The sequence below is a fragment of the Micromonospora sp. NPDC049497 genome (genome assembly GCF_044465805.1).
Classification (GTDB): domain Bacteria; phylum Actinomycetota; class Actinomycetes; order Mycobacteriales; family Micromonosporaceae; genus Micromonospora.
Window position 1 is genome coordinate 177,599 of sequence record NZ_JBITMC010000008.1, and the last position, 26,457, is coordinate 204,055.

Here is a 26,457-nt window from a genome sequence, read left to right on the forward strand (position 1 = left end):
GTCGCGATGGGGAAGACACCGGCCGACGTCACCCGCATCGTGCTGACCCACGCCCACGCCGACCACGCCGGTGGTGCCGCCGAGCTGGCCCGCCGCACCGGCGCCGAGGTGGCCGCCCACACCGACCAACCCCGCGACCGAATCCGCCGTTTCCTCCTCCGCCAAACCTGACCCCGCCCCGCCCTCGCTTCGCCCCCGTCCGGCGGGGTTGCTAACCGCTTGCTGTGGAGTGTCCACGAGTGCCTGTTAGGTGCTTTAAGTCTTGTATGGTCTTCGTTGTGAATCTAACGGAATGGGCTAAGGCGCAAGGTGTTGCACCGCGTACTGCGTATCGCTGGTTCCGTGAGGGCACGTTGCCGGTGCCTGCGCGACGGGTGGGGCCGCGCACGATCCTGGTGAACATCGAAGCGAACACTGTGCCCAAAACGGTCGGTGGTGTCGGGTTGTATGCCCGTGTTTCCTCGCATGACCAGAAGGACGATCTGGAGAGGCAGACCGCCCGCTTGGCCCGGTGGGCAGCGCAGGCTGGTCACCGTGTCGTCCGTGTGGAGTCGGAGATCGGCTCCGGGATGAACGGTGGCCGTTGTAAGGCCGGTCGGCTGCTGGCCGACCCGCAGGTGAGGATCGTGGTGGTGGAGCACAAGGACCGGCTGGGCCGGATGAATGTGGAACTGGTGGAAGCCACGCTCGCCGCCCACGGCCGTCGTCTCGTCGTCTTGGACGAAGGTGAAGTCGAAGACGACCTGGTGCGGGACATGGTGGAGATACTGACCTCGTTCTGCGCCCGCTTGTATGGCCGCCGGTCTGCGAAGAACCGGGCGAAGGCCGCGTTGGAGGCCGCAGCGCGTGGCTGACCTGCGTGACATCGCCCGGCCGTTCGTCGCCGACCCCGCCATGGGTGTGTGCATACGCGACCGGCTCAAGGGCCTCACTCCGGCCGACGACAAGATCCTGCGTCTGGTCGGTGAACACCTGGGATCGCTCGCCTCCCGGGACCTGGCACAGCGTTGCCGGGACGGCATCGAGCACTCCACCGACACTTGGGCACACCGTAAGCGGGAACTCACCGCCGAATCGTCGTCCCGCTGGGCCGGGAGCATCACCAAGGCCACGCACGACCAGTGGGGCCTGTCCCGCCGCGCCCAGTGGGCTCACATCGAGTCTCTGCGGGCTGGTATCCGCATGCTGCGGCACCGCCTGTCCCTGCCGATCGGCGAGAAAGGCAGCCGGGGCAAGCCCGGCGGCTACCGGTGCGAGCACGAGTGGTTCCACAAGTCCCGCCGCCTGGCACACCTGCAGCGCGAGCGCGACCGCGTACTGGCCGAGCGCGACGCCGGTCAGGTCCGCGTAGTGCGCGGCGGCCAAAAGCTGCTCAAGACGCGGCACAACCTCGCCGCTGCCAATCTGACCGAGGACCAGTGGCGGGAACGCTGGGAGGCGAAGCGCTGGTTCCTCAGTGCCGATGGCGAGTCCGGGAAGCGGTACGGCAACGAAACGATCCGCGTCACGCCCGAGGGCGAAGTATCGATCAAGCTGCCCGCGCCGCTGACGCACCTGGCGAACGCCAAGCACGGCCGGTACGTGCTGGCCGCCCGTGTCAGCTTCCCGCACCGGGGCGCGCAGTGGCGCGACCGGATCGAGGTCAACCGGGCGGTCGCCTACCGCATCCATCTGGATGTGACCAACCGCCGCTGGTACCTCGGTGCGTCCTGGCAGCGCAAGGATCTCCCGATCGTGCCGATGGAGACCCTGCGCTCGGGCGAGATCATCGGCGTGGACATGAACGCCGACCACCTCGCTGCCTGGCGACTCGACATCCACGGCAACCCGATCGGCCAGCCCCGCACCTTCGAGTACCAGTTGCGCGGGACTGCCGAGCGGCGCGACGCCCAGATCCGGCACGCCATCACCCGGCTGCTGCACTGGGCCAAGCACACCGGCTGCCGAGCCATCGCCATCGAAGACCTGGACTTCACCGATTCCAAGACCCGGGAGAAGCACGGCCGCAAGCGCCGCTTCCGGCAACTCATCAACGGCATGCCCACCGGCAAGCTGCGTGCCCGTCTGCTGGCGATGACCGCCGAAGCGGACATCAGCATCATCGCCGTGGACCCGGCCTACACCAGCATGTGGGGGGCCGAGCACTGGCAAAAGCCCCTGACCACCAAGAAACGCGCCACCACCCGCCACCAGACGGCCAGCGTGGCGATCGCACGACGCGCCCTCGGACACCGGATCAGGCGACGGACGGCACCGCCCCGCCAGCACCAGAGCGATGCTGGCGGGCATCGGACCGCCCAGGCCCAACCCGATGGACGGGGACGTGAGGGAACCCGCCCTCCTCAGACCGGACCACGGACACGATCCGTGCCGCCGACCGTGGGAGCGAACGCGAGAGACCAGCCCATCCAAGACCGTTCGGGATCGGCGCAGTGTCAGTTTGATCTTCATGGTCACTTCTGACCACTGTTCAGGAACGGTTACAGCCAGCCCGAGCGGCGGAAGAGGCGGTGCAGGGTGAGGGCGGCCAGGGCCATCAGGCCGAGGGCGCCCCAGTAGCCGTACCGCCAGCCCAGCTCGGGCATGTGGGCGAAGTTCATGCCGTACACCCCGGCGATGCCGGTCTGGGTGGCGGCGATGGCCGCCCACGCGGCAATCTTCCGCATGTCGTTGTTCTGGTCGACGGCGAGCTGCGCCAGCCGCGACTGGAGGATGGAGGTGAGCAGGTCGTCGTAGGCGGCGACCCGGTCCACGGTGCGGGCCAGCCGGGCGTCGACGTCGCCGAACCGGCGGCGCAGGCCCGGTGGTGGGCCGTCCTCCCGGACGTCGAGCACGGCGCGCAGCGGCGCCTGCAACGGCAGCACCGCCCGCTTGAACTCCACGACCTCACGCTTGAGCTGGTACAGGTGTTGGATGTCGGCGGAGCGGTCCCGCGCGAACACCGACTCCTCGGCTCGTTCCAGGTCCCGCTCGACGTGCCCGGCGACCTCCAGGTAGAGGTCGACCATGCGGGAGCAGACCGCGTACGCGACCGCCCACGGGCCCTCGGCCAGCACCGCCGGGTGGCCCTGGATCTCGTCGCGGACCGCCGCGAGGGCACCGGCGGCGCCGTGCCGGACGGTGATCACGAACCGGTCGCCGAGCAGGACCAGCACGTCGCCGGTGTCGACGACCTCGGAGGTGTCGGTCAGCTCGGCGTGCTCGACGTAACCGGCCGTGCGCAGCACCAGCAGGGTCACGGTGCCGTCGCGCCGCACCGTCGGGCGGTGCCCGTCGGTGAGAGCGTGCTCGACGGTCAGTTCGTCGAGGCCGAACGTCCGGCCGACCGCGGCCATCACGGCAGCGCCGGGATCGTGCAGGCCGAGCCAGACGAAGGCGTTGCGACTCCGCCGGCTCCGGGCGTACGCGTCGGCGTAGTGCGGTCGGCCCGGCTCGCGCCGACCGTCCACGTAGACCGCGCAGTCGACCACCGCGTCGGGATTGGCCCGTCGGGGCTCGCGGGCTGCCGGCACCGGAACCGTCCTGCCCAGCAGCCGGGTCACCATCGCCGGCAGCCGCAACCCGTCCCGCGCCCGCTGAACCACCGTCCACCTCCGCCGCTCCGGGTACCCGCGTCCGACACCGTACGCAGGCGGAGCGCGTGGCGCGTCAGGGGACCCGCGTGGCGAACACCACGACGTTGTCGACGTAGTTGCCGCTGGCCCGGTCGAACCGGCCGCCGCAGGTGATGAGGCGCAGGCCGGCGACGGTGCCGGAGCCGTAGACCTCGTCGGTGGGGAAGCGGTTCTTCGGGTAGGAGCCGACGGCGTCGACGGCGAACGTGGCGACGTGGCCGTCGACCCGGGTGACGTGGACCGTGTCGCCCGGGCGCAGGCGGCCCAGGTCGAAGAAGACAGCCGGACCGGCGGCCGAGTCGACGTGTCCGACGAGGACCGCGTTGCCGGTCTCACCGGGGCTGGCGCCGTGCCGGTACCACCCGGCGACCGTGGGTCGGTCCAGCGGCGGCACCTCCAGCGCGCCCTGCGCGTCGGCGCCCACCGCGACCAGGGGCGCGTCCACGCCGATCGCCGGGATGGACACGTCCACCGGGTCGGCGCGGGGCAGCGGCGGCACCGCCGGGACGGTTCGGCGGGCGGTCGGTGTCTCGCCGGCGGGTGGTTGGGGCGGCCGGGTCGGGCCGGGTGCCAGCCCGGTGGTGACCAGGCCGAGTCCGGTGGCGCTGAGCACCGTGACGAGCACCCATCCGATCCTGCTGCGGAGCACCGGCCCACCTCTCGTACGCGGTCGCCCGGGTGCCCGCCCCGGTCTGCACCGGTGCGGGCACCCGTCTCAGGGATGGAGACGTGCGGTTCGTGGCCTCAGGCGGTGGCCGCCGTGGCGGCGTGCCGTCGGCGGCGGGCCAGGATGACGGCGCCCGCGGCGGCGGAGCCGAGCAGTGCGGCGCCGGCGGCGACCGACCCGGTCTCGTCGGTCGTGGTGCCGCCGCCGGCCGGGGCCCCGCCGATCGGCGTGACGGTGAACGTGGCGCTGCCCGCCGGGCTGCCGTCGCCGCACGTGGCGGTCACCGTGTACGTGCCCAGGGTGAATCCGGCGGTGAAGAGTTCAGCGCTCAGCCCACCGCCCGCCGCGGCGGTGGTCGAGCGGACGTTCTGGTCCCGGTTCGGCCCGGTCACGCGGAAGATCGCGTCGCCGGACTTCGGGTTGCAGGTGGTGGCGGTCAGCACGACCGTGCCGCCCACCGGTGTGGTCGCCGGTGACACCGTGGTGTCGGCCAGCGCGGCGCCGGGGAGCAGCAGCGTGCCGAGGCCCACGCCGAGCGCCGCTGTAGCGAGAACTGTCCGTGTCTTCATACGCGTCTTCCCTCACATTTCGTCCGCTGACTGCGTGGGACGTCGTTCGGGTGGCCAACTCCGTGACTAGCACCGGTGTGACCAACCCTAGGAGGGTTGGGCCCTCGATCCGGTGAAAATGAGAATTCTTCGTTGCCGTCACGTGTCCACCCGCCGGCACCGGATGCCGCCGCAGGTGCCGACCGCGTGCGGCGCGAGGTCCGCGCGCAACGTGCCGTCTGGAGACCTTCGTCGGCGACTGCGGGGGCCAGGGAGTACGCGTGGGACCGGTGGGATGGCCGGGCCGCAGGGCCCGGTGCCGGTCTCAGCCGGCCGGCACCGGGTCGGGCAGCGGTTCGCCGGTCTCCAGCAGCGTCTTCACGCTGGCCAGCAGCTCCGGCCAGCCGCCGCCGTCGCCGAGCTGACCGCTGATCGCCCGATACATCTCGCTGTCGGGGTCGAAGTCGTCGTGCACGACGGTGAGCTTCACGAAGCCGCCGTACGGGGTGATCTCGAAGGTCACCCTGGACCGGCGCTCGTGCTGGCGGGCGGCGAGTTCCTCCGCCGACCAGCCGAAGTGCGCGGCGTGTTCCGGTCCGAAGCCGTGCCAGCTGTACGAGAGCAGCCGGTACGGCTCGGCGGCCAGCACGTACTGCCCGAGGTCGCGGGCCTCGGCCTCCGGCGCGTCCTGCCACAGCACCGGCGAACCGACCTGCCAGTCCGACCGCAGGGCGACCCCGCCCCAGTAGCGGCGGGTGAACTCCGGCTCGGTCAGCGCGGCCCAGAGCCGCTGCGGCGTGGTGTTGATGTACGTGGTGTAGACGAACGTGGGACTCTCCATCGGTTCCCGCTCCAATCCTCTGCGCAGGTCTGACAGCGCGCGGACGCGCTCGCGGTCGTACCGGTCGATCCACCGCTCGGCGATCGCGTTGATCGGGGCGGGGTTGAGGTGGTGCAGCTTCTCGCGGCCGCGGCGCACGGTGGTGACCAGGTTGGCGGCCTCCAGGACGGCGAGGTGCTTGCTGACCGACTGCCGTGTCATGGCGAGCCCGGCGGACAGCTCCCGCAGGGTCTGCCCGTTGCGGGCGTTGAGGTCGTCGAGCAGACGACGCCGGCTGGCGTCGGCCAGAGCCCGGAACACCTCGTCCATCTCCGCCTCCATGAAAGGCAACCGTTCGGTTGCCTGTCACCATAGGCAGCCGGAAGGCTGCCTGTCCAGCCCTCCGGACGCTCGGGGCTGCGTGGCCGCCGGTGCCGCGGCTAGGGTCGTGCGGTGACCGAGATCCACAGCGAGCGGCTGGTGCTGCGGCACTGGCGGGAGTCCGACCTCGCCCCCTGGGCCGACCTGAACGCCGACCCCGAGGTGCTGAGGTACCTCGGCCCGCCGCTCGCCCCGGAGCGCTCCATCGCCGCCGCTCGCCGCTGGCAGGAGGTCCTCGACCGCCGGGGACACGGCTTCTGGGCCGTCGAGGTCCGCGACACCGGCGAGTTCGTCGGCGTCACCGGGCTGGACCGCATGGACGAGGGGATGCCGTTCAGCGGGGTCGAGGTCGGCTGGCGGCTCGCCCGGTCCGCGTGGGGCCACGGGTACGCCACCGAGGCCGCCCGCGCCGCCCTGGCGTACGGGTTCGACACCGTCGGCCTTCCCGAGATCCTCGCCGTCGTCGCCGTGCCGAACGCGCGCTCGCGGGCGCTGGCGCACCGGCTCGGCATGACCACCGACCCGGCCGAGGACTTCGACCACCCGAGGGTCACCGACGAGCGGCTGCGCCGGCACGTGATCTACCGCCTCCGCGCCGCCGACCGGCCCGGGACCTGACGCGCGGCGGCGGACGTCAGGCGGTGCGCACCGCCTGGAGGGTGTACGTCTGGGGCAGCCGCCACGGCCGGTCCCGCAGCCGGTGCTCCCCGTGCTCGTCCGCGGTGGTCCGCCCGGGCAGGGCGTCCCACGGCGCGCTGTCGTGCTCGACCAGCATGGTCAGCCGGAACCCCACGTCGAGCAGGGCGGTGACCACCTCGCCCAGCCCGTGGTTCCACTCGTACGTGCGGTTGTGGGTGAAGGTCGCGTCGGTCTCGACGTACGTGCCCGGCTCGTCCCACTCGGTCGGCTCCGGCCGCTCGAAGTAGGGGTGCTCGACCGTGAGGAGACCGTCGTCGCGGGCATCGTCCAGCGCCCACAGCATCGGGTGCCCCTCCCGCAGGAACAGCCGGCCGCCCGGCCGCAGCAACGCGGCCACCACCTGCGCCCAGCGGCGGATGTCCGGCAGCCAGCACAGCGCCCCGACCCCGGTGTAGACCAGGTCGAACGCCCCCCAGCCCAGAGCGGCCGGCGCGTCGTACACGTCGGACCGTACGAAGTCGACGGCCGCGCCGGTGTGCTCGGCCAGGCGGCGGGCCTGGGTCAGGGAGGCGGGGGAGAAGTCCAGGCCGGTCATCCGCGCCCCGAGGCGGTGCAGGGAGATCGTGTCCGTGCCGATGTGGCACTGCAGGTGCACCCCGCGCAGGCCGGCGACGTCGCCGAGCCGGGGCAGGTCGAACCGGACCACCTCGCTCAGGTACGCGGGGTCGGCGACGAAACGGTCCACCGCGTACCCGGGCGACGCCGCGTGGGCGGCGGCCCGGTCGTCCCAGTTGGCCCGGTTGACTTCCAGGTGGTTCTCCACGGCGCGACGCTCGCACACCGGCCGGCTTCTGCCAAGGGATAAACCGGCGGCTCGTGGCCCGGTCCCGCTGGTAGGTTCACGCGCTGTGACGGGGCGGACAGAGACACGGCTGGGCGGGCGGTTCGGCGATGCTGGTGCTGCTCGCCCAGGAGCGACTCGGGCTCGGCTCGGTCGGGTACGGCCTGCTCTTCACCTGCATGGCCGTCGGCGGGCTGGTCGGCTCCCTGCTCGGCGACCGCATGATCGCCGCGGTCACCGCCACCTGGACCGTCCGGATCGGCCTGGTGATCGAGGCCGTTCTGCACCTGGCGCTGGCCGCGTCCACCAGCGCGGTCGTCATCGGGGTGGCGCTGTTCACGTTCGGCGTGCACGGCGCCCTGTGGGGCATCGTGTTCAGCTCGCTGCGCCAGCGGCTCACCCCGCCGGCGCTGCTCGGGAGGGTCGGCAGCACCACCCTGTTCCTCGCCGCCGGCGGCAACTGCGTCGGCGCGCTGCTCGGCGGGATCGTCGCGACCACCTACGGGCTCACCGCGCCGTACTGGGTCGGGTTCGTCGTGGCGGTCGCCGTCGCCGCCGCCACCTGGCGGGTGTTCGACCGGGCCACCGTCGCGCGCGCCTACGCCGACCCCGCGCCGGAGCGCGCCGAGGAGCCGGCCGTCACCTGAGCCGTCCGGTGTGGCAGCGTGGTGGCGTGCACAGCTCCGCTCCGGTCGACGTCGACCTCGCCCTGGTGGGCGGGGGCGGCGCCGCGTCGCTGGTCCTGGCCGCCCTCGACCGGCACGACGTCGGGGGCCTGCGGATCGCCGTGGTGGACCCGGTCCACCGGCGCGGCCAGGACCGCACCTGGGCGTTCTGGGACCACCCCGGCAACGACCTCGACCCGGTGCTGGCGGCGAGCTGGCAGCAGGTCGAGGTGGCGACGCCCGAGCGGCGCCGCGTCCTCGACCTCACCCCGCTGCGGTACGCCATGCTGCGCTCGGGCCCGGTCTACGACCGGGCTGCCGAGGCCGAACGCCGCCTCGGCGTGACCCGGATCGGCGCCCCGGCCGACGTGCTCGACGACGACGGCGACCGGGTGACCGTGCGGACCGGCGACGGCGGGCCGGTGGTGCGGGCCTCCTGGGTGCTGGACTCCCGCCCCCGGCCGCCCCGTCGGGCCGGCCGGACCAACTGGTTGCAGCACTTCCGGGGTTGGTGGCTGGAGGCGGACGGGCCGCTGTTCGACCCGAGCCGGGCGATTCTCATGGACTTCCGCACCCCGCAGCCGGCCCGGGGCGTGTCGTTCGGCTACGTCCTGCCCGTGAGCGACCGGTACGCCCTGGTGGAGTACACCGAGTTCACCCCCTCCCTGCTGACCGACGCCGGGTACGACGCGGCGCTCGCCGGCTACCGCGACCTGCTGGGGCTGGATCCGTCCCGGCTGCGGGTGCGGGAGGTGGAGAACGGGGTCATCCCGATGACCGACGCGCCCTTCGACCCCCGGCCCTCGCCCCGAGTGGTCCGCCTCGGCACGGCCGGCGGCGCCACCCGGCCCTCCACCGGCTTCACCTTCTCCGCGATGCACCGCCAGGCCGAGCAGGTGGCCCGCGCGCTGGCCGCCGGTCGGCCCCCGGTTCCCGCGCCCGCGTACCCCCGGCGGCACCGCTGGATGGACGCGGTCGCGCTGCGGGCGCTGGACCGTGGCGGCGTCGGCGGCCCGGAGTTCTTCGACCGGCTCTTCGATCGCAACCCCGCGTCCCGGGTGCTGCGTTTCCTCGACGGCACGACCACCCCGGCGGAGGAGGTGGCGCTGATGAACACGACGCGGCTCGTGCCGATGCTCGCGGCCACCCTGGGCGACGCCGCCGGACGGCTGCGGGACCGGGTCGACCCGACCCGCCGCGGGACGACGTGGACGGTCCCGCCGGCGGTGGTCGGCGACCGGAGCCCCGCCGACGGCTGAGGAGGCCACCTCGGGCCCGGAGCACGGTGCCGGTTCCGGGGCGCGCGCGGACATTCGGTAGGTTGCCGACATGGTGGACGCGGCGGCCGGACGGCTCGTGCAGATCTGGACCGACGGCGCGTGCAGCGGCAACCCCGGGCCGGGCGGGTGGGGCGTGGTGCTGCGCTACGGCAGCCACGAACGCGAACTGTGCGGGGGAGAGGCGACGCCCACCACCAACAACCGGATGGAGCTGATGGCCGCCATCCGCGCGCTGGAGAGCCTGACCCGCCCGGTGACCGTGGAGCTGCACACCGACAGCACCTACGTGCGCAACGGCATCACCGGTTGGCTGGCCTCGTGGAAGCGCAACGGCTGGCGGACGGCGGCGAAGCAGCCGGTCAAGAACGCCGACCTGTGGCAGCGGCTGGAGGCGGCGTGCGCCCGCCACGAGGTGACGTGGCTGTGGGTCAAGGGGCACAACGGCCACCCGGAGAACGAGCGCGCCGACGCGCTCGCGAACCGCGGGATGACCGAGGCCCGCGCCGCGGCGCTGCCCGCCGGCCGCCCTCACTGAAGATCAGCCCCTCGATCGGTGACGGCTCAGCTGTCCGACACGCCCGGTCGTGCACCGCTGGGCCGTCACCGATCAGCGGGCAGACACCGGATCGACGAGCCGAGCCCCCGTTGTCCACAGACGACCTCGTCCCGACGCGGGAAACGGCCGGACGGATGACAACCGCATCGGCGTCCTCCGCGTTCCACCACGCGACCGGATGTCCGAACGGATGACAACCGATTCGGGCCGTTACCGCAAAGAGCCTTTCGCGTAGCCGAACCGTTGTCGATCGTCGACAACCGATCCGGTCGTTATCCGAACGATTCCTTCGCCCCCCTCACGGTCCCTTACCGTCGGGCTGGAAAGCAGTTCCTCCGACGAAGGGGGCCGCGATGAGCGACACGTCCCACCCCGCCCTGAACCTCGCCGGCGAATCACTTGATCCGATGGCCGAGGTGAATTCACCGGTCGACGCGATCCCCCTCCACCGGCGGCGGGAAATCGTCGGCCGGTCGCCCGGCCAACTCGCCTGGCTGCGGCTCAAGCGTGACCGGACGGCGTCGGCGAGCGCCGTGACACTGGTCGTGGCCATCTGTGTCGCCCTCGCCGCGCCGGCGTTGGAATGGCTGACCGGAATGGATCCGACCGACAAGTTCGTCGACCAGCTCAACGATTTCGGCATGCCGATCGGTTACGCCGGCGGAATCAGTTCCGACCATCTTCTCGGCCTGGAGCCCGGCAGTGGCCGCGACATTCTCATGCAACTGGTCTACGGACTCCGTACGTCCCTGTTCATCGCGTTCGTCTCGGCGGTGCTGGCCTCGGTGATCGGCGTGGCCGTCGGCATCGTCGCCGGTTATGCGCGCGGCTGGCTGGACAGCGCCGTCAGCTGGCTCATCGACGTGACGCTCGCATTTCCGTTCCTCATCTTCGCGCTGGCGGTCATCCCGATCGTCGAGGACCGCTTCTTCACCGCCCGCGAGGCACCGCCGCCGAGCTTCCGGATCGCCCTCATCGTCGCCACCTTCGGCCTCTTCAGCTGGACCTACACCGCGCGCCTGGTGCGTGGGCAGGTGATCTCGCTGCGGGAGCGGGAGTTCGTCGATGCCGCCCGGGCCGCCGGCGCGGGGACCGGACACCTGCTCGTACGCCAACTCCTGCCGAACATCTGGGCACCCATCCTCGTCACGCTGTCGCTGAACGTCCCCCAGTTCATCGCCGTCGAGGCCGCGCTGGCATTCGTCAACATCGGCGTCACCGAACCCACCCCGGACCTGGGCCGGATGATCTACAACAGCATCGGCTACGTGGCCAGCGACCCGTACTACACCCTGTTCCCCGGCCTGACGATCTTCGTCCTCGTGCTGGCGTTCAACCTCTTCGGCGACGCGCTCCGCGACGCCCTCGACCCGCGGTCGACCCGGTAACCGCGAACACCCACCGTTGATGCCCGCGCGCGGGGCCGGGGACGGCGCGCGCCCGGGCGGAAGGGAGATGCACCGTGCACACAAGAATTCGGACACTGTCGGTCGGTTTCCTGTCCGTGGCGCTCGTCGCCGCCGGCTGCACGAGGACCACCGACGGCGGCGGGTCCGCCGAGGGCGATCGCGAGGTCAAGACCCAGACCGGGTCGATCTCGTACGAGGCCGGTGACAACCAGGCCCCGGCGGCGGCCGTCGACGGGGCGAGGAAGGGCGGTGTCGTCACCGTCCTGCGCGACTTCGACTTCGAGCACCTCGACCCGGCCCGCAACTACGTCAGCGTCCAGCAGCTCACCGGCGGCCTGATCTACCGGTCGCTCACCGGTTACAAGGAGAACGGCACCGGGCAGCTGCTCCTCGTCGGCGACCTCGCCCGGGATCCCGGCAAGGACGTCAACGGCGACTGCAAGGTCTGGGAGTTCACCCTCCGCGACGGCCTGAAGTACGAGGACGGCTCGCCCGTCACCACGAAGGACATCGCGTACGGCGTGGCCCGCTCCTTCGCGCCGAACCTCAACGAGGGCCCGCACTACATCCAGCAGTGGCTCTACCCGGGCGGCGCCTACAACGCCACCTACAAGGGACCGTACGACGGGGGCAAGCCGGCTCCGGACGGCGTGGAGACCCCGGACGACAAGACCATCCGGTTCACCTTCGCCGAGCCGCACTGCGACATGCCGTACGCCGCGGCGATGCCCACCACCTCGCCGGTCCCCGGAGCCAAGGACACGAAGGGCAACTACGACCTGCGGCCCTTCTCGTCGGGCCCGTACCGCGTCAAGTCGTACCAGCGGGACGTGGCACTGGAACTGGAGCGCAACCCGCACTGGGACCCGGCCACCGACCCGCTGCGCACCGCGTACCCGGACGGTTTCCGGATCACGTTCGGCCTGGAGGCGGCGCAGATCGCCGAGCGTCTGGTCGCCGACGCCCCGGCCGACCAGACGGCCATCACCTGGACCGACGTGCCTCCGGCCGTGCTGCCCCGGACCACCTCCGGCCCGGCGGCCGAGCGGGTGGTCAACGGCCCGACCCAGTACACGTGGGTGCTCAACATCAACACGCAGCGGGTCACCGACCTCAACGTCCGCCGCGCGCTGAACTACGCGGTCGACAAGGACGCGGCGCTCAAGGCCATCGGCGGCCAGGCCGCCGGCAGCCCGGCGACCACCCTGATGTCGCCCACCACCGCCGGCTGGAAGAAGTACGACGTCTTCAACGCCCCGGTCACCGGTGACGCCGCCAAGGCCGCGGAACTGCTCGGCGGGAAGACGCCGGAACTGGTGCTCGCCCACGCCAACACCGAGCTGCGCACCCAGCAGGCCGAGGCCATCCGCAAGAGCCTCACCGAGCGCGGCTTCAAGATCACGATGAAGTCGCTGGAATCGTCGAGCTACTACGACGAGATCGGCCGCAAGAACAACCCGTACGACCTGTACCTCGGCGGTTGGGGCGCGGACTGGCCGACCGGTTCGACGGTCGTCCCGCCGCTCTACGACGGCCGCCAGATCGGCCCCGAGGGCAACAACAACCTCTCGTACCTGAACGACCCCACCATCAGCGCCGAGGTCGACCGGGTGCAGAAGCTGCCGGCGGCGGAGCAGGACGCGGCGTGGATGGCGCTCGACGAGCGCATCATGCGGGACCTCGCGCCGGTCGTGCCGCTCTACTACGACGCGGCGTACGTCATGCACGGCTCGAAGATCGGCAACGCCTTCCTCAGCGACGCCTTCGGCAACCTCCAGGTCAACACCATCCACGTCAAGGAGTGACGCCTCCGGCGGGGAGCGGCCCGGTCCGCTCCCCGCCGGAGTCGCTCGAAGGAGGTGCGACACATGCTTCGCTTCATCGTCCGACGGCTGCTGGTCGCGGTCGTCACCCTCGCCGTCATCAGCCTGGTCACGTTCGGGCTGTTCTTCGCGGTGCCCAGCAGTCCGGCCAAGGTGATGTGCGGCAAGAACTGCACCGCCGAGGACATCGCCCAGGTCGAGGAGCGGCTGGGCATCCGCGACCCCCTGCCCGAGCAGTACGTCGCGTTCGTCCGGGGGATCGCGGCGGGACGCACCTTCGGGTCGGGGGACTTCCGGCGCGAGTGCCCGGCCCCGTGCCTCGGCTACTCGTTCCGCAACGACCAGCCGGTCACCGAGATCGTCACCCAGCGCGCCCCGGTCACGATCAGCATCGTCCTCGGTGCCGCCACCGTCTGGATCCTGCTCGGCGTCTCCCTGGGCATGGTGTCGGCGTTGCGCCGGGGGACGGTCTTCGACCGGTTCGCCATCGGCGTCAGCCTCGCCGGCGCGTCGATGCAGGTGTACTTCTTCGGCCTCATCCTGCTCTACGTCCTCGTCTACGCCACCGGCCTGCTGCCGTTCCCCAGCTACACCCCGTTCACCGAGCATCCGGGCCGGTGGGCCCTCGGCCTGCTGCTGCCCTGGTTGACCCTGGGCTTCCTGAACTCGGCGCTCTACGCCCGCCTGTCCCGGGCGCAGATGCTGGAGACCCTCTCCGAGGACTTCGTGCGTACGGCCCGGGCCAAGGGCCTGCCACCGCGCCAGGTGTACGGCCGGCACGCGCTCCGGGCCGCGATCACCCCGATCGTGACCATCGCGGGGCTCGACATCGGCACCGCGCTCGGTGGCACCTTCATCACCGAGACCATCTTCGGTCTCCAGGGACTGGGCAAGGCCACGGTCGAGGCCGTGCAGTTCCTGAACCTGCCGGTGGTGATGGCCACCGTGCTCCTCGCGGCGATCTTCATCGTGGTCGCCAACATCGTCGTCGACCTGCTGTACGCGGTCATCGACCCGCGCGTGCGGCTGAGCTGAGGGAGGACAGATGACCGACACTGCGGTGCCCGTGGCGGGCCGGTCCGGGCCGTACCTGCGGGTGGAGGACCTGCGGGTGCGCTTCGACACCTCCGACGGCGTGGTCCGCGCCGTCGACGGGCTCTCCTTCGACGTGGAGCAGGGCCGGACGTTGGGGATCGTCGGGGAGTCCGGGTCCGGCAAGAGTGTGACCTCGCTGGCGATCCTCGGCCTGCACGATCCACGTCGGACCCGGCTGTCCGGGCGGATCCTGCTCGCCGGTCGCGACGTCGTGACGTTGCCGGAGGAGGAGGTGCGCCGGCTGCGGGGTCGGGATGTGGCGATGATTTTTCAGGATCCGTTGTCGGCGTTGCATCCGTACTACTCGGTGGGGCGGCAGATCGCGGAGGCGTATCGGGTGCATCATCCGGGGGCGGGTCGTCGTGAGGCGCGGCAGCGTGCGGTGGACATGTTGGGTCGGGTGGGGATTCCGCAGCCTGCCCGGCGTTTTGATCAGTATCCGCATGAGTTTTCGGGTGGGATGCGGCAGCGGGCGATGATCGCGATGGCGTTGGTGAATGATCCGGATCTGGTGATCGCTGATGAGCCGACCACGGCGTTGGATGTGACGGTGCAGGCGCAGATTTTGGATTTGTTGGCGGATCTGCAGGCGGAGTTCGGGTCGGCGATCATTTTGATCACGCACGATCTGGGTGTGGTGTCGCAGGTGGCCGATGACATGTTGGTGATGTACGGGGGGCGGGCGGTCGAGTCCGGGAGTGTGGAGCAGGTGTTGCGGCGGCCGCAGCATCCGTACACGTGGGGCCTGTTGTCCAGCGTGCCGTCGTTGCACGGTGACGCGGACGCGGATCTGGTGCCGATCGCGGGTAACCCCCCGAGCCTGATTGATCTGCCGTCGGGGTGTGCGTTCCATCCGCGGTGCCGCTACGCCGACCGCAACGGGGCCCTGTCCCGCACCGAGGTCCCCGAGTTGCGCCCGGCCGGGGCGCCCGGCCACCTGGTGGCCTGTCACCTGCCGGCCGACGAGCGGACCCGCCTGTACGCCGAGGACGTCGCCCGGGTGGGGGTGGCCCGATGAGCGCCGAGACCGGCGAGCCGCTGCTGCGGGTGCGGGGGTTGAGCAAGCATTTCCCGGTGCGGGAGGGTTTCGGTCGTGCCGGTCTGGTGCGGGCGGTCGACGGGGTGGACTTCGAGGTGCGGGCCGGGCAGACGTTGGGTCTGGTGGGGGAGTCCGGTTGTGGGAAGACGACCACGGGTCGGATGCTGGTGCGGTTGCTGGAGCCGACGGCGGGCAGTATCGAGTTCGCCGGGCGGGACATCACGCGCGCGGGGCGGCGGGAGTTGCGGCCGTTGCGGCAGGACCTGCAGATCATCTTCCAGGACCCGTACGCGTCGTTGAACCCGCGGCACACCGTCGGGCGGATCGTGGCGATGCCGTTGCAGGTCAACGGGATCACTCCACCCGGCGGGGTCCGCAAGCGGGTGCAGGAACTGTTGGAGCTGGTCGGGTTGAACCCGGAGCACTACAACCGGTATCCGCACGAGTTCTCCGGCGGTCAACGGCAACGCATCGGGATCGCCCGCGCCCTGGCGCTGCGTCCGAAGCTGATCGTGGCCGACGAACCCGTCTCGGCGTTGGACGTCTCCATCCAGGCGCAGGTGGTCAACCTGCTGCGCGACCTGCAACGCGACCTCGGGCTGGCGTTCGTGTTCATCGCCCACGACCTGGCCGTGGTCCGGCACTTCTGCCACCGGGTGGCGGTCATGTACCTGGGACGGATCGTGGAGATCGGCGACCGCGACGACATCTACCACCGCCCGCAGCACCCCTACACCCGGGCACTGCTGTCAGCGATCCCCGACGTCACCCGCCTCGGCCCCGCCGGACGGATCCGACTCACCGGCGACGTCCCCACACCCCTGGACCCACCCACGGGCTGCCGCTTCCGCACCCGCTGCTGGAAAGCCCGCGACATCTGCGCCACCGACGAGCCCACCCTGACCCCCCGCGACGGCGGACACCAGGCCACCGCCTGCCACTTCCCCGAAACCGGACCCCTGACCACCGGGGAGCCGGCGGAGGTCGCCGCGCCGGAGGTGGGTGCCGCCCCGGGGCGAGCCGTGCTCGGCGGTGGATGAGGCCCTGCCGCCCACGGGCGACAGCGGGTCCCGACCGTGGCAGGGGGCCGCCCGACGGTGTCGGAGGCCCACCTGCCCGCCTCGTCAGCGGTTGGGGTCCACCGTGCCGGACACCTCGTCCACGTCGTACCCGGCGCGGCTGACCTCGCGGGCGGACCGCCGGTCCTCGGCGGGCTCGTCGGCGAAGTCGTCGCCGGTGTCGTCGGTGGTGTGCAGCGACTCGCCCGGTGGTCGCAGCGACGCCTCCATGGCGGTGGCGCCGTCCGGCTCGTCGGTGTCGGCCAGGTCGAAACGCTTCTCATCGGTCATGACGCACTCCTGCCCCGCTCGGGTGATCGCAAACGAGGTCAGCGGGTCGCGTCCGGGTGCCCCGGCATGCTGGAACCCCCGCCGCTGCCGCCCGACGATCCGCCGGCGACCCCGGAGCCGTCGTCCTCGGTGACCACGTCGGGTCGACCGGGGGCGCCCTCCGGCGCGGGTACCTCGGTGTCCGCCTCGACCTGGACCAGTCGGGCCTGGCCGGCCTCGTCCTCGGCGTGCTCCGGATCGACCGGCAGCTCGCCGTCGCGCGCTCGGTATCCCACGCCGTGCCTCCCGTCGCCGGCCGTGCCCGTTACCGCCGGCCGCCTACCCGACGTGTCGGTGGCGAAACGTGACAAGCCCGGGTGCCCGACCGGCGCGTCGGCCGTCCCGGCCGGTCAGGTCGACCGGGATCCACTCCGCCGCGGGCCGCCGCGACGGCCGCCGGGGGCGCCCGGGGAGCGCCGGACCGGCGTCAGCGCCAGGGCCGTCCAGTGCGCCGGGCGGGTGAGCGTGCGCGGCAGCACGGTGTGCCGGTCGCCCCGCGCCGCGTCGAGCTGCGACTGGTGCAGGAACAGGGCCGTCGACAGGTCCGCCCCACGCAGGTCCGCGCCCCGCAGGTCGGCGCCGGTGAGGTCGGCCCGGCCCAGGTCGACGCCGCGCAGGTCCGCGCCGATCAGCAGCGCGCCGCGCAGGTTCGCCCCGCGCAGGTCCACCCGCCGCAGGTCGGCGCCGAGGAGCGCGGCGCCGCGCCGGTCCACCCCCGGTCGGCCGCCGCGTTCCCGCGCGCGGTCGCCGGCGCGCGCCAGAAGCGGGTTCACCCGCCCCCGGTACGCGTCGACGTCCAGCGTGCGCAGCGACTCCGGGTCGCCGCCGGCCAGCCGCTCGGTCTCGGCGAGCGCGGCGGACAGCTCGGCGCGCAGCTCCGGCGGCGGGCGCAGGGACAGCGCCTCGGTGAGGTACCAGAGCAGCTCGTGCAGGGGCCGGACCACGGCGAACGTGTCGAACATCCGGCGGGCGGTCGCCGGGGCGTCGCGCCAGTCCCGCCCGCCGAAGGTCACCTGGGCGACCCGCTGCCCGGCGCCGAAGCAGTCGAAGACGGTGCAGCCGGGGAAGCCCCGCTCGCGCAACTCGCCGTGGATGCCGCAGCGGGAGTCCGGTCGCAGGTTCGGGCACGGCTGCCCGGCGGGCTTGTCGAGAGCGAAGTCCGCCGAGGCGGAGAAGGCCGGCGCGACGCAGCAGAGCCCGAAGCACCGGGAGCAGTCGGCTCGCAGGTCACCGGGGGAGGGTGTGGCGCTCTCCGACACGCTGACCGTTTCTCCTGACGCTCCGGACCCGCCCCCGCGGGTCGCCGACCTCGCCATTCTCCGGCCTGCGTCCGGCGGCTGCGGTCGTCGGGGGTGGCATTCGTGCGGTTCACCACGGTGCGGGCGGGCGTACTCGTATGGTGACGGTGTCCGGGGGCGGTCGGAGGTGCGGCGTGGACGACAGCGAGCGCGAGCAGGCCCTGCTCACCGCGCTGACCACCGAACACTTCGTCCTGCAGACCTCGCGCGGCGTGACGGTCGCGGAGTCGACCGGCCGGGCCACGATCTTCCTGTCGATGCTCTCGGCCGCGCTGATCGGCCTCGGCTTCGTGTCCAGCAGCGGCGACCTGCTCAAGCCCTTCCTCGGGGCGGTGCTGCCCACCCTCATCGTGACCGGGCTGCTGACCTACCTCCGGCTCGTCCAGACGATGGTGGAGAACTCGCTGGACCTGAGGCGGATCCAGAGCATCCGCGCCTACTACCACCGGCGGTTCGCCGGCGAGCACGACTTCTTCGCCGACGCCGTGATGGGGGAGGGCACCACCATGGAGGCCGCCTGGGCGGCCGTCGGGTCCCGCCCGGGCAGGACGCAGCTCCTGCTGACCACCGCGGCGCTGGTCGGCGCGGTCAACGCCCTGCTGGTGGGGCTCGGCGTCACACTGCTCACCGCGATGGCCGCGGACTCCGCCACCCTGGCGGTCGCCGTCGGCGTGGTGGTCGCGCTCGCGGTCTTCGGCGCGCAGTTCGCGTACATCAACCACCGGTCGGTGTCACTGCGGCGCTGACGGCACGCCGGGGCCGGCTCGCCGCGCGGCGCCCGGGGGAGCGGGCGCCGCGCGACGCGGATCAGAAGGCGAACAGCGTGCCGGTCTCGCGGAGCAGGTGGCAGCGGTTGCCGAAGGTCTCGACGTACGACACCGGGCGGTCCCGCCACCAACCGAGGGCCCGGACGGTGACCGGGGCGTACTCCAGGGTGCACGGGCCCTGGTCGACCTCCAGCGCGGCGAGGTCCCCGTCGACGGCGGCCACGTTCTGGCACGCCGTGGCGGCGTACGGGTGGCGGCCGCCGGCCGGCTCGCAGCGCAGCGTGGCGACCCGGGGAGCGCCGTCGACGTGCGGTTCGACGCTCAGCAGCAGGACGGTGGTGGGGGTCGCGGTGGAGGCGTGGGCGGCCGGGGGAGCGACCGCGCCGGTGAGCACGCCGGTGGCGAGGAGGGAAGCCGTCGAGAGCGCGGCGATCCGCTGGGCGAAGGGCATGGTGTGTCCTTCCGTCGGGGCCCCGGGTGGGGGCCGATCGTCGGCCCGGCCGTTCGTGCGACCGCGCCGACGACCACCCTAGGTGGACACTGTGAACCCATTTCGTGACCGACTGTTACGTCGACTCGGCCTGCCGCCACGAGTCGTCGGGCAGCGCCGCGGCCTGGGGTCCCATCAGCAGCATGCCGCCGTCGACCGGCCAGGAGGCCCCGGTGACGTAGGCGGCGGCGGGCGAGGCGAGCAGGGCGACCACCGCGGCGACCTCCCGCGCGTCGCCGGGACGACCCACCGGTACGCCCGGCCGTGACTGGGTGAACGGGTCGACGTCCTCCTGCCCCGTCATCGGGGTGGAGATCTCCCCGGGGGCGACCGCGTTGACGGTGATCCCGTCGGCGGCCAGCTCCTGCGCCATCACCTTGGTCAGCAGCCCCAGACCGCCCTTGGCGGCGCAGTACGCGGCCGAGCCCACCCGTGGGGCGTGCTCGTGCACGCTGGTGATGGTGATGATCCGTCCGCCCCGACCGGCCGTCGCATCCGGCGGGCGACCCGCTGCGCGCAGAGGAACGGCCCGTCCAGGTCGACGGCGAGCACCTCCCGCCACTGCTCCCAGGTGGTGTCGACGAACGGCGCCGAGGCGCCGGTGCCGGCGTTGTTCACCAGCACGCCGACGCCGCCGAGCCGGTCGGCGAGGTCGTCGACCACGGCGGCGGCCTCCGGCAGCCGGGTCAGGTCCAGTTCGGCGACCTCGCAGCGCCGGCCGCCGCCGCGCACCTCGGCGGCGGTCCGTTCCGCTCCGTCCGGGTCGCCGTACCAGGTGATGCCGATGTCGAAGCCGGCCTCGGCGAGTGCCACGGCACAGGCCTTGCCGATGCCGGAATCCGCGCCGGTGACGATGGCGGTCCGTGGGTAGTCCTCATGGTGCGCTGGCATGGGCAGGCACTACCCGTCATATGCGATTGCAACCATGTGTGAACACAAATCGACGCAGAGGATTGTGCCGGTTGTTTGCCCTCTGACATCCTCCTGCTTGGACGCTGCCAGCGACGGTCGCCAATCCGGGACACCGCGCTGTGGTGACGCGTTCCCGGGAGGACCCTCGTGAAGCGCAGAAGTCGCCATCTACTCGCAGGACTAGCGGTCGCCGCCCTCGTGGCGACCACGGGTGCCGCCGGCATCCACTTCACCGGCGTCGAGGCGCCGGCCGCGGCCGCCGTCGGTGACGGCGAGCTGCCGAGCGCCACCGGCGCGCACCTCGAACGGTTGCGCCAGGCGGTGCCGGGCAGCGACGGCATGGCGCCGGACGGCCCCGGCAGTGCCGCCCAGCAGGAGTTCCTGGAGCGGGCCTACCCCGCCGACACCATCAGCATCGCCCAGGTCGACCGGTCGAAGGCGGCGTACGCGTCCGCCGAGAAGCGGTTCCGGGGCGCCAGCAGCTGGACCAACGTCGGCCCGAGCGAGGCGCTCTACCCGTTCACCGAGTACCGCAACGCCTTCAACTACGTGCCCAACGAGTACGTCGCGGGCGGCAGGGTCACCTCGCTGGACATCAGCCCGGACTGCTCCCAGCTGCTGTGCCGGGCGTACGCCACGCCGGCCGGCGGTGGCGTCTGGGGCACCCTGAACATCCTTGCCGCCGAGCCCCGGTGGTTCTACCTCGGTGGCCCGCTCGGCATCAACGCCGCCGGTTCGGTGAAGATCGACCGCAACGACAGGACCGGCCTGACCATCTACGTCGGCACCGGTGAGGCCAACACCTGCGGCTCCGGCTGCGTCGCCGGCGTCGGCCTCTACAAGTCCACCAACGGGGGCCTGACCTGGTCCAGCCCTCTCGGCAAGGACGTCCTGTCCGGCAAGGGCCTCGGCGAGATCACCATCAAGCCGGGCGACCCGAAGACCATCTACGTCGCGACGACCACCGCACTGCGCGGCATGTCCAGCTCCTGCTGCACGGGCGTCACCCGACCGGTGCCGGACGCGGAAAAGTGGGGTCTGTACAAGACCACCGACGGTGGAAAGAACTGGACGTTCATCCACAACGGCTCGGCCAACGCGGCCGACTGCACCGGCAGCGCCGCCGAGTACAACAACACCGCCGACTGCTCCCCGCGCGGCGTGCGCTACGTCAAGCTCGACCCGAAGAACTCGAACATCGTCTACGCCTCCTCGTACGCCCGGGGCGTCTGGCGCTCGGCGGACGCCGGCGCCACGTGGACGCAGATCAAGGCGTCGCTCAACCCGGCCGTGTTCCAGACCCGGGCGGCGATCGACGTGACCGCGCTGCCGAACGGCAAGACCCGGATGTACGTCTACGAGGGCAACATCGGCAACCCGTACTCGCGGCTGTTCCGGAGCGACGACGTGGCCGCCGGCACCCCGGCGTTCGCCGACCTGACCAGCTCCAACCCGGCCGACACGGGCTTCGCCACCTACAACCAGTGCACCGGCCAGTGCTGGTACGACGTGTTCGTCCACACCCCGCCCGGGCACCCGGACGTCGTCTACACCGGTGGCTCGTACGTCTACGGCGAGACCGTCGCCCACAAGCGGGCGGTCGTCCTCTCCACCGACGCGGGGGTCAGCGGCACCGACATGACCTTCGACGGCACCGACGAGCTGCACCCGAACGGTCTGCACCCCGACCAGCACGCCTTGGTCACCAACCCGCGCAACCCGTTCCAGTTCTTCGAGGCCAACGACGGCGGCATCATGCGCTCCAGCGGCCAGTTCGTGGACCGCTCCGCCTGGTGCGACAACCCGGCCCGCAACTTCACCGGCACCACCGGCCCGGCCCGGAAGGCCCGCTGCCAGCAGATGCTCTCGAAGATCCCCTCGAAGCTGGAGGGCGTCAACAAGGGCATGACGACGCTGCAGTTCATCAGCCTGTCGGTCAGCCCGCACGACGTGAACCTGCTCCAGGGCGGCACGCAGGACAACGGCACCTGGGAGAACAAGGGCCAGCGCAAGCGCTGGGTCAACACCATGATCGGTGACGGCGGCGCGTCCGGCTTCGACGTCGCCAAGCCGGAGTTCCGGTTCCACACGTTCTACGACGCCACCCCCGAGGTGAACTTCAACAACGGTGACATCGGCAGTTGGATCTCGGTCTACGAGGGTGTCTTCGGTCAGGCGGGCACCCTGTTCTACGCCCCGGTGATCAGCGACCCGAAGGTCAGCGGCACGATGTTCGCCGGCACCGGCCGGACGGTCTACCGCACGAAGACCTTCGGCCTGGGCGACCGCAGCATGGAGGAGGCCAACCGGATCTGCAACAGCTGGACCGGCACCTTCGAGGCGCAGTGCGGTGACTGGGCGGAGCTGGGCACCACCCGGCTCACCGACGCCGCGTGGGGTGACCGGGCCGGCGGCGCGGTCTCGGTGGTCCAGCGGGTCGACTCCGACTCGTCCACCGCGTACGCGGCGACCAGCACCGGCCGGGTCTTCGTCACCCGCAACGTCGACGCCGAGCCCGCCTCGTCGGTGACGTGGACGCGGATCGACAACGCCACGACGCCGAACCGCTTCGTCACGAGCATCCACATCGACCCGGCCGACCCGAGCCGGTCGTGGGTGTCCTACAGCGGCTTCAACTCGAACACCCCGGCCACCCAGGGCCACGCGTTCGAGGTGAAGGTGGACGGTGCGGCGGCGACGTGGACCGACCGGTCGTACGACTTCGGCGACCAGCCGATTACGGACCTGGTCCGCGACGACGTCACCGGTGACCTGTACGCGTCCACCGACTTCGGTGTGCTGCGGCTGGCCAAGGGCTCGACGAGCTGGGTCAAGGCGGCCGGCGGCATGCCGAACGTCGAGGTCGCCGGGCTGACCATCGTGCCGGGCAAGCGGGTCCTGTACGCCGCCTCGCACGGTCTCGGCGCCTGGCAGCTGAAGCTGAGCTAGGCGGAACACGATCGGCATCAACCGGGTGGGGGGCCGCGCGAGCGGCCCCCCACCGCTGCCCGAGGCGGCCGGCCGGATCTGGCGTACGCTCGGCGCGGCCTTCGTCCTCCTCGTCTTCGTCCCACCGCTGCTGCTGCTGGTGTCCGGTTCGTTCACCGAGCCCGGCCTGCCGCCGTCGCCGACGCCGCAGCTCGTGCCCGACCCGGTGTCGACCACCGGCTACACGCAGGCCGTGGAGCTGGGCGGTCTGCTGCGCGCCTCGCTCAACTCGGTGCTGGTGGCGGTCGTCGCAGTGCCGCTGAGCGTGCTGGTCGCCTCGCTCGCGGGCTTCGCGCTGGCCCGGGTCGCCCCACGCACCACCGCGGCCGTGGTCACGGCGACCCTGGTCGCCCTGATGGTTCCGGCCACCGCGCTGCTGGTTCCCCGCTTCGCGATCTTCCGCGCGCTGGGGCTGACCGATACGCTGGTGCCCTTGATCGCCCCGGCGTTGCTGGGCACCTCGCCGCTCTACGTCCTGGTCTACTACCTGGCCTTCCGGGCGTTGCCGGCGGATCTCTACGACGCCTGCCTGGTGGAGGACCTGTCGCCGATGCGTACGTGGTGGCGCGTGGCGCTCCCGCTGGTCCGCCCGGTCACCGCCGCGCTGACGGCGCTCACCTTCGTGCTGACCTGGTCGAACTTCCTCGATCCGCTGATCTACGTCTACGACCGCGACCTGTTCACCCTTCCGCTGGCGCTGCGTTCGCTGTCGGTGCTGGACCCGACGAACTTCCCGGTCTTCCTGGCCGGCGCGGTCGTCGCGACGGTGCCGGCGCTGCTCGTGTTCGTGCTCGCCCAGCGGCGCTTCCTGCACCACGACGACGATCCGAGGGGACGATCGTGAGACCCAAGGCGCTGCTCGCCCTGCTGCTGTCCGCCCTGCTGGTGCTGACCGGCTGCGGGTCCGGCGACGACTCCTCCTCCGAGCGGGGCGGCCCGGTCAAGCTGCTGGTCTTCGGCGCGCCGGAGGAACTGGCCGCGTACCGTACGCTGCTCGACGCGTACGCCAAGGCCCGTCCCGGGTCCGACGTGCAGCTGATCGAGGCCAGCGACCGCAAGGACCTGCTCGCCCGGTTGGCCACGTCGGTCGCCGGTGGTGCCCCGCCGGACCTGTTCCTGATGAACTACCGGTTCTACGGCCAGTTCGCGGCGAAGGGCGTCGTCGAGCCGCTGGACGGGCGGATCGCCGCCTCGGAGGCGATCGACCCGGCCGCGTACTACCCGGTGGCGATGGACGCCTTCCGGTGGGGTGGCAGGCAGCTGTGCCTGCCGCAGAACGTGTCCAGCCTGGCGGTGTACTACAACCGCAGCCTCTTCCAGAAGCACGGCGTGCCCGAGCCGAAGGCCGGGTGGACCTGGAACGACCTGGTCGGTACCGCGACGGCGATGACCCGCGACTCCCGCGGTCTGGTGATCAAGGGCACCGAGAGCGAGGGCGCCGCACAGCGCCCGGTCGTGCACGGCCTCGGCGTCGAGCCGTCGATCATCCGGCTGGCGCCATTCGTCTGGTCCAACGGCGGCGAGATCGTCGACGACCCCGACAAGCCGACCCGGCTGACCCTGGACACTCCGGCCGCCCGGGAGGCGCTGAAGAACCTGGTCGACCTGCGGCAGGCGTACGGGGTGGTGCCGACCGACGAGGAGGTGGAGGCCGAGGACGACGAGTCCCGGTTCGCCAACGGTCGCCTCGCCATGTTGATGACGTCGCGGCGGGCCACCACCAACTTCCGCACCATCACCGACTTCGAGTGGGACGTCGCGCCGCTGCCGGTCTACCAGAAGTCGGTGGGCGTGCTGCACTCCGACGCGTACTGCATGACGCGCGGTTCGAAGAACAAGGACGCCGCCTGGCGGTTCCTGGAGTACGCCATCGGCGAGGAGGGGCAGAAGATCATCGCGGCGACCGGTCGTACCGTGCCGTCGCACATCGGCGTCTCGCAGTCGTCGGCGTTCCTCGGTCCGTCGCAGCCGCCGCGCAGCGCGAAGGTCTTCCTCGACGCGATCCCCACCGTGCGGGCGCTGCCGACCGTCTCCACCTGGCCGGAGATCGAGGACGTCGCCTACGGCATCCTGGAGAACGCGATGCACCGGGGCGACAAGCTCGACGACGTCATCCGGGATCTCGACCAGCAGACCCGACCACTGTTCGCCCGGGGCGAGCAGGGGTGACCGGAGCCGGCCTGATCCTCGACGGCGTCTCGGCCGCCTACCGCGGTACGACCGTGCTGCACGAGGTGGACCTCACCGTCGGCCGGGGGGAACTGCTGGTCGTCCTCGGCCCCTCCGGCGCGGGCAAGTCGACGGTGCTGCGGGTGGTGGCCGGTCTGGAACCGGTCACCGCCGGCCGCGTCCACATCGCCGGCCGGGACGTGACCGACCGGCGTCCCGGCCTGCGCAACGTGTCGATGGTCTTCCAGTCGTACGCCCTGTTCCCGCACCTGACCGTTGCCGAGAACATCGCCTTCGGCCTGGAGGTGCGCGACGTCCGCCGCGCGGTCGCCCGGGAGCGGGCCCGGACGGCGGCCGAGTCCGTCGGCTGCGCCGCCCTGCTCGACCGTCGGCCGGGGCAGCTCTCCGGCGGCGAGCGGCAGCGGGTGGCGCTGGCCCGGGCGCTGGTCCGGGAGCCGGACGTCTTCCTCCTCGACGAGCCGCTGTCCAACCTGGACCTGGCGCTGCGGGTGGAGATGCGCGCCGAACTGCGCGCCCTGCACGACCGGTTGGGCGCCACGATGGTGCACGTCACCCACGACCAGACCGAGGCGCTGGTGCTCGCCGACCGGATCGCGGTGCTCCGTGACGGGCGCGTCGAGCAGGTCGGCACCCCGGACGAGATCTGGCGCACCCCGGCGACCCGTTTCGTCGCCGGCTTCGTCGGATCCCCGGCGATGAACCTGCTGCCCGCCGACGGCCCGGTGCGCCCCACCGGTGACGGGCCGCCCGGTGCGCTCGTCACCGATGCCGGCCGGTGGGAGATCGGGTTCCGGCCGGAGGCGGTCTCCCTGGACGCCGCCGGGGGAGCGGTGGCGACCGTCGACCGGGTGGAGGTGGTCGGCGAGGACGCCTACGCGTACGTCACCCTCGCCGGCGGGCACCCGGTGGTCGCCCGGGTGCCGGCCGCCCGGCGCCCCGAGCGGGCAGCGGCGGTACGCGTGGGCGTGCGCTGGGCGGACACGCACGTGTTCCACGCCGACTCCGGCCTCCGGTACAACCCGTGACGAGGCCGGACACCCGTTCCCG

At 71.9% G+C, this 26,457-nt stretch carries 27 protein-coding genes and 1 pseudogene; 17 read left to right on the forward strand and 11 right to left on the reverse strand.

The annotated features are described in order from the left end of the window. Window positions 1-9: 9 nt before the first annotated feature. From ACIBR0_RS14465 to ACIBR0_RS14475, 3 genes and pseudogenes are all read left to right on the forward strand, one after another. Window positions 10-126, forward strand: a pseudogene (locus ACIBR0_RS14465) (MBL fold metallo-hydrolase); the annotation flags it as partial. 152 nt (window positions 127-278) lie between these two features. Further along, the gene (locus ACIBR0_RS14470; protein ID WP_396715661.1) at window positions 279-854 is read left to right on the forward strand and encodes an IS607 family transposase; all 576 of its coding nucleotides are present in this window, start codon (window positions 279-281) and stop codon (window positions 852-854) included. Further along, the gene (locus ACIBR0_RS14475; protein ID WP_396715663.1) at window positions 847-2,463 is read left to right on the forward strand and encodes a hypothetical protein; all 1,617 of its coding nucleotides are present in this window, start codon (window positions 847-849) and stop codon (window positions 2,461-2,463) included. Before ACIBR0_RS14470 ends, ACIBR0_RS14475 begins: the two co-directional genes overlap by 8 nt. 17 nt (window positions 2,464-2,480) lie before the next feature. On the opposite strand, the gene ACIBR0_RS14480 is transcribed toward ACIBR0_RS14475, so the two are convergent. The 4 genes from ACIBR0_RS14480 to ACIBR0_RS14495 all read right to left on the reverse strand — a co-directional run bounded on the left by ACIBR0_RS14480 (window position 2,481) and on the right by ACIBR0_RS14495 (window position 5,991). Further along, window positions 2,481-3,545, reverse strand: a complete 1,065-nt coding sequence (locus ACIBR0_RS14480) for a magnesium and cobalt transport protein CorA (RefSeq protein WP_396715788.1) — start codon at window positions 3,543-3,545, stop codon at window positions 2,481-2,483. 103 nt (window positions 3,546-3,648) lie between these two features. Beyond that, window positions 3,649-4,263, reverse strand: a complete 615-nt coding sequence (locus tag ACIBR0_RS14485) for a class F sortase (RefSeq protein ID WP_396715665.1) — start codon at window positions 4,261-4,263, stop codon at window positions 3,649-3,651. 95 nt (window positions 4,264-4,358) lie between these two features. Beyond that, complete coding sequence (locus ACIBR0_RS14490; protein WP_396715667.1) at window positions 4,359-4,850, reverse strand: hypothetical protein; 492 nt, start codon at window positions 4,848-4,850, stop codon at window positions 4,359-4,361. A 304-nt stretch (window positions 4,851-5,154) separates the two neighbouring features. Continuing rightward, window positions 5,155-5,991 carry an ArsR/SmtB family transcription factor gene (locus ACIBR0_RS14495; protein WP_396715669.1) on the reverse strand — a complete coding sequence of 279 codons (837 nt, stop codon included), beginning with the start codon at window positions 5,989-5,991 and terminating at the stop codon, window positions 5,155-5,157. Window positions 5,992-6,102: 111 nt separating this feature from the next. On the opposite strand from ACIBR0_RS14495, the gene ACIBR0_RS14500 reads away from it, so the two are divergent. Beyond that, entirely contained in the window at window positions 6,103-6,648 is a 546-nt protein-coding gene (locus ACIBR0_RS14500) for a GNAT family N-acetyltransferase (protein WP_396715671.1), read from the forward strand. A gap of 16 nt (window positions 6,649-6,664) precedes the next feature. Here ACIBR0_RS14500 and ACIBR0_RS14505 read toward each other — a convergent pair whose 3' ends face one another. Next, window positions 6,665-7,510, reverse strand: coding sequence for a class I SAM-dependent methyltransferase (locus tag ACIBR0_RS14505; RefSeq protein WP_396715673.1), 846 nt, complete (start codon window positions 7,508-7,510; stop codon window positions 6,665-6,667). Window positions 7,511-7,620: 110 nt separating this feature from the next. On the opposite strand from ACIBR0_RS14505, the gene ACIBR0_RS14510 reads away from it, so the two are divergent. From ACIBR0_RS14510 to ACIBR0_RS14545, 8 genes are all read left to right on the forward strand, one after another. Further along, on the forward strand, window positions 7,621-8,157 hold the full coding sequence (locus ACIBR0_RS14510; RefSeq protein WP_396715675.1) for a hypothetical protein: 537 nt from the start codon (window positions 7,621-7,623) through the stop codon (window positions 8,155-8,157). Between the two features lie 8 nt (window positions 8,158-8,165). After that, window positions 8,166-9,434, forward strand: coding sequence for a lycopene cyclase family protein (locus ACIBR0_RS14515; protein WP_396715677.1), 1,269 nt, complete (start codon window positions 8,166-8,168; stop codon window positions 9,432-9,434). Between the two features lie 70 nt (window positions 9,435-9,504). Beyond that, window positions 9,505-9,990 (forward strand): ribonuclease HI, encoded by a 486-nt coding sequence (rnhA, locus tag ACIBR0_RS14520; RefSeq protein ID WP_396715679.1) that lies wholly within the window; start codon window positions 9,505-9,507, stop codon window positions 9,988-9,990. 374 nt (window positions 9,991-10,364) lie between these two features. After that, window positions 10,365-11,399 carry an ABC transporter permease gene (locus ACIBR0_RS14525; RefSeq protein ID WP_396715681.1) on the forward strand — a complete coding sequence of 345 codons (1,035 nt, stop codon included), beginning with the start codon at window positions 10,365-10,367 and terminating at the stop codon, window positions 11,397-11,399. 74 nt (window positions 11,400-11,473) lie between these two features. Further along, window positions 11,474-13,225, forward strand: coding sequence for an ABC transporter substrate-binding protein (locus tag ACIBR0_RS14530; protein WP_396715683.1), 1,752 nt, complete (start codon window positions 11,474-11,476; stop codon window positions 13,223-13,225). A gap of 63 nt (window positions 13,226-13,288) precedes the next feature. Continuing rightward, window positions 13,289-14,278 carry an ABC transporter permease gene (locus ACIBR0_RS14535; protein WP_396715685.1) on the forward strand — a complete coding sequence of 330 codons (990 nt, stop codon included), beginning with the start codon at window positions 13,289-13,291 and terminating at the stop codon, window positions 14,276-14,278. Between the two features lie 10 nt (window positions 14,279-14,288). Continuing rightward, window positions 14,289-15,356 (forward strand): ABC transporter ATP-binding protein, encoded by a 1,068-nt coding sequence (locus tag ACIBR0_RS14540; protein ID WP_396715686.1) that lies wholly within the window; start codon window positions 14,289-14,291, stop codon window positions 15,354-15,356. After that, a complete protein-coding gene (locus ACIBR0_RS14545; RefSeq protein WP_396715687.1) occupies window positions 15,353-16,417 on the forward strand; it encodes an ABC transporter ATP-binding protein in 1,065 nt (354 codons plus the stop codon). The genes ACIBR0_RS14540 and ACIBR0_RS14545 overlap by 4 nt, the downstream gene beginning before the upstream one ends. Window positions 16,418-16,501: 84 nt before the next feature. Here ACIBR0_RS14545 and ACIBR0_RS14550 read toward each other — a convergent pair whose 3' ends face one another. The 3 genes from ACIBR0_RS14550 to ACIBR0_RS14560 all read right to left on the reverse strand — a co-directional run bounded on the left by ACIBR0_RS14550 (window position 16,502) and on the right by ACIBR0_RS14560 (window position 18,024). Beyond that, window positions 16,502-16,726: a hypothetical protein gene (locus tag ACIBR0_RS14550; protein WP_396715689.1), complete on the reverse strand. Its 225-nt coding sequence runs from the start codon at window positions 16,724-16,726 to the stop codon at window positions 16,502-16,504. 38 nt (window positions 16,727-16,764) lie between these two features. Continuing rightward, window positions 16,765-17,001: a preprotein translocase YidC gene (locus ACIBR0_RS14555; protein WP_396715691.1), complete on the reverse strand. Its 237-nt coding sequence runs from the start codon at window positions 16,999-17,001 to the stop codon at window positions 16,765-16,767. Window positions 17,002-17,115: 114 nt separating this feature from the next. Then, a complete protein-coding gene (locus tag ACIBR0_RS14560) occupies window positions 17,116-18,024 on the reverse strand; it encodes a pentapeptide repeat-containing protein (RefSeq protein WP_396715693.1) in 909 nt (302 codons plus the stop codon). 173 nt (window positions 18,025-18,197) lie between these two features. Here ACIBR0_RS14560 and ACIBR0_RS14565 point away from each other — a divergent pair, with 173 nt between their 5' ends. Next, window positions 18,198-18,809 carry a hypothetical protein gene (locus tag ACIBR0_RS14565; RefSeq protein WP_396715695.1) on the forward strand — a complete coding sequence of 204 codons (612 nt, stop codon included), beginning with the start codon at window positions 18,198-18,200 and terminating at the stop codon, window positions 18,807-18,809. 61 nt (window positions 18,810-18,870) lie between these two features. Here ACIBR0_RS14565 and ACIBR0_RS14570 read toward each other — a convergent pair whose 3' ends face one another. From ACIBR0_RS14570 to ACIBR0_RS14580, 3 genes are all read right to left on the reverse strand, one after another. Continuing rightward, a complete protein-coding gene (locus tag ACIBR0_RS14570; protein ID WP_396715697.1) occupies window positions 18,871-19,281 on the reverse strand; it encodes an SSI family serine proteinase inhibitor in 411 nt (136 codons plus the stop codon). A gap of 115 nt (window positions 19,282-19,396) precedes the next feature. Next, window positions 19,397-19,771 carry an SDR family oxidoreductase gene (locus ACIBR0_RS14575; protein ID WP_396715699.1) on the reverse strand — a complete coding sequence of 125 codons (375 nt, stop codon included), beginning with the start codon at window positions 19,769-19,771 and terminating at the stop codon, window positions 19,397-19,399. Next, window positions 19,702-20,211 (reverse strand): SDR family NAD(P)-dependent oxidoreductase, encoded by a 510-nt coding sequence (locus tag ACIBR0_RS14580; RefSeq protein WP_396715701.1) that lies wholly within the window; start codon window positions 20,209-20,211, stop codon window positions 19,702-19,704. Before ACIBR0_RS14580 ends, ACIBR0_RS14575 begins: the two co-directional genes overlap by 70 nt. A gap of 168 nt (window positions 20,212-20,379) precedes the next feature. On the opposite strand from ACIBR0_RS14580, the gene ACIBR0_RS14585 reads away from it, so the two are divergent. From ACIBR0_RS14585 to ACIBR0_RS14600, 4 genes are read left to right on the forward strand one after another with little or no spacing between them, the layout of a single operon-like run. Further along, a complete protein-coding gene (locus ACIBR0_RS14585; protein ID WP_396715703.1) occupies window positions 20,380-23,181 on the forward strand; it encodes an exo-alpha-sialidase in 2,802 nt (933 codons plus the stop codon). Window positions 23,182-23,206: 25 nt separating this feature from the next. Further along, on the forward strand, window positions 23,207-24,064 hold the full coding sequence (locus ACIBR0_RS14590) for a carbohydrate ABC transporter permease (RefSeq protein ID WP_396715704.1): 858 nt from the start codon (window positions 23,207-23,209) through the stop codon (window positions 24,062-24,064). After that, window positions 24,058-25,389 carry an ABC transporter substrate-binding protein gene (locus ACIBR0_RS14595; RefSeq protein WP_396715789.1) on the forward strand — a complete coding sequence of 444 codons (1,332 nt, stop codon included), beginning with the start codon at window positions 24,058-24,060 and terminating at the stop codon, window positions 25,387-25,389. The genes ACIBR0_RS14590 and ACIBR0_RS14595 overlap by 7 nt, the downstream gene beginning before the upstream one ends. Continuing rightward, on the forward strand, window positions 25,386-26,435 hold the full coding sequence (locus tag ACIBR0_RS14600) for an ABC transporter ATP-binding protein (RefSeq protein WP_396715706.1): 1,050 nt from the start codon (window positions 25,386-25,388) through the stop codon (window positions 26,433-26,435). Before ACIBR0_RS14595 ends, ACIBR0_RS14600 begins: the two co-directional genes overlap by 4 nt. The last annotated feature ends 22 nt before the right edge of the window (window positions 26,436-26,457 follow it).

What these genes read in the sequence shown, in the direction of transcription:
- ACIBR0_RS14480 (WP_396715788.1), bottom strand. Translation starts at nt 3,545, where the DNA reads ATGGTGACCCGGCTGCTGGGCAGGACGGTTCCGGTGCCGGCAGCCCGC.
- ACIBR0_RS14490 (WP_396715667.1), bottom strand. Translation starts at nt 4,850, where the DNA reads ATGAAGACACGGACAGTTCTCGCTACAGCGGCGCTCGGCGTGGGCCTC.
- ACIBR0_RS14495 (WP_396715669.1), bottom strand. Translation starts at nt 5,991, where the DNA reads ATGGAGGCGGAGATGGACGAGGTGTTCCGGGCTCTGGCCGACGCCAGC.
- ACIBR0_RS14510 (WP_396715675.1), top strand. Translation starts at nt 7,621, where the DNA reads ATGCTGGTGCTGCTCGCCCAGGAGCGACTCGGGCTCGGCTCGGTCGGG.
- rnhA (WP_396715679.1), top strand. Translation starts at nt 9,505, where the DNA reads ATGGTGGACGCGGCGGCCGGACGGCTCGTGCAGATCTGGACCGACGGC.
- ACIBR0_RS14525 (WP_396715681.1), top strand. Translation starts at nt 10,365, where the DNA reads ATGAGCGACACGTCCCACCCCGCCCTGAACCTCGCCGGCGAATCACTT.
- ACIBR0_RS14535 (WP_396715685.1), top strand. Translation starts at nt 13,289, where the DNA reads ATGCTTCGCTTCATCGTCCGACGGCTGCTGGTCGCGGTCGTCACCCTC.
- ACIBR0_RS14540 (WP_396715686.1), top strand. Translation starts at nt 14,289, where the DNA reads ATGACCGACACTGCGGTGCCCGTGGCGGGCCGGTCCGGGCCGTACCTG.
- ACIBR0_RS14545 (WP_396715687.1), top strand. Translation starts at nt 15,353, where the DNA reads ATGAGCGCCGAGACCGGCGAGCCGCTGCTGCGGGTGCGGGGGTTGAGC.
- ACIBR0_RS14550 (WP_396715689.1), bottom strand. Translation starts at nt 16,726, where the DNA reads ATGACCGATGAGAAGCGTTTCGACCTGGCCGACACCGACGAGCCGGAC.
- ACIBR0_RS14570 (WP_396715697.1), bottom strand. Translation starts at nt 19,281, where the DNA reads ATGCCCTTCGCCCAGCGGATCGCCGCGCTCTCGACGGCTTCCCTCCTC.
- ACIBR0_RS14580 (WP_396715701.1), bottom strand. Translation starts at nt 20,211, where the DNA reads ATGCCAGCGCACCATGAGGACTACCCACGGACCGCCATCGTCACCGGC.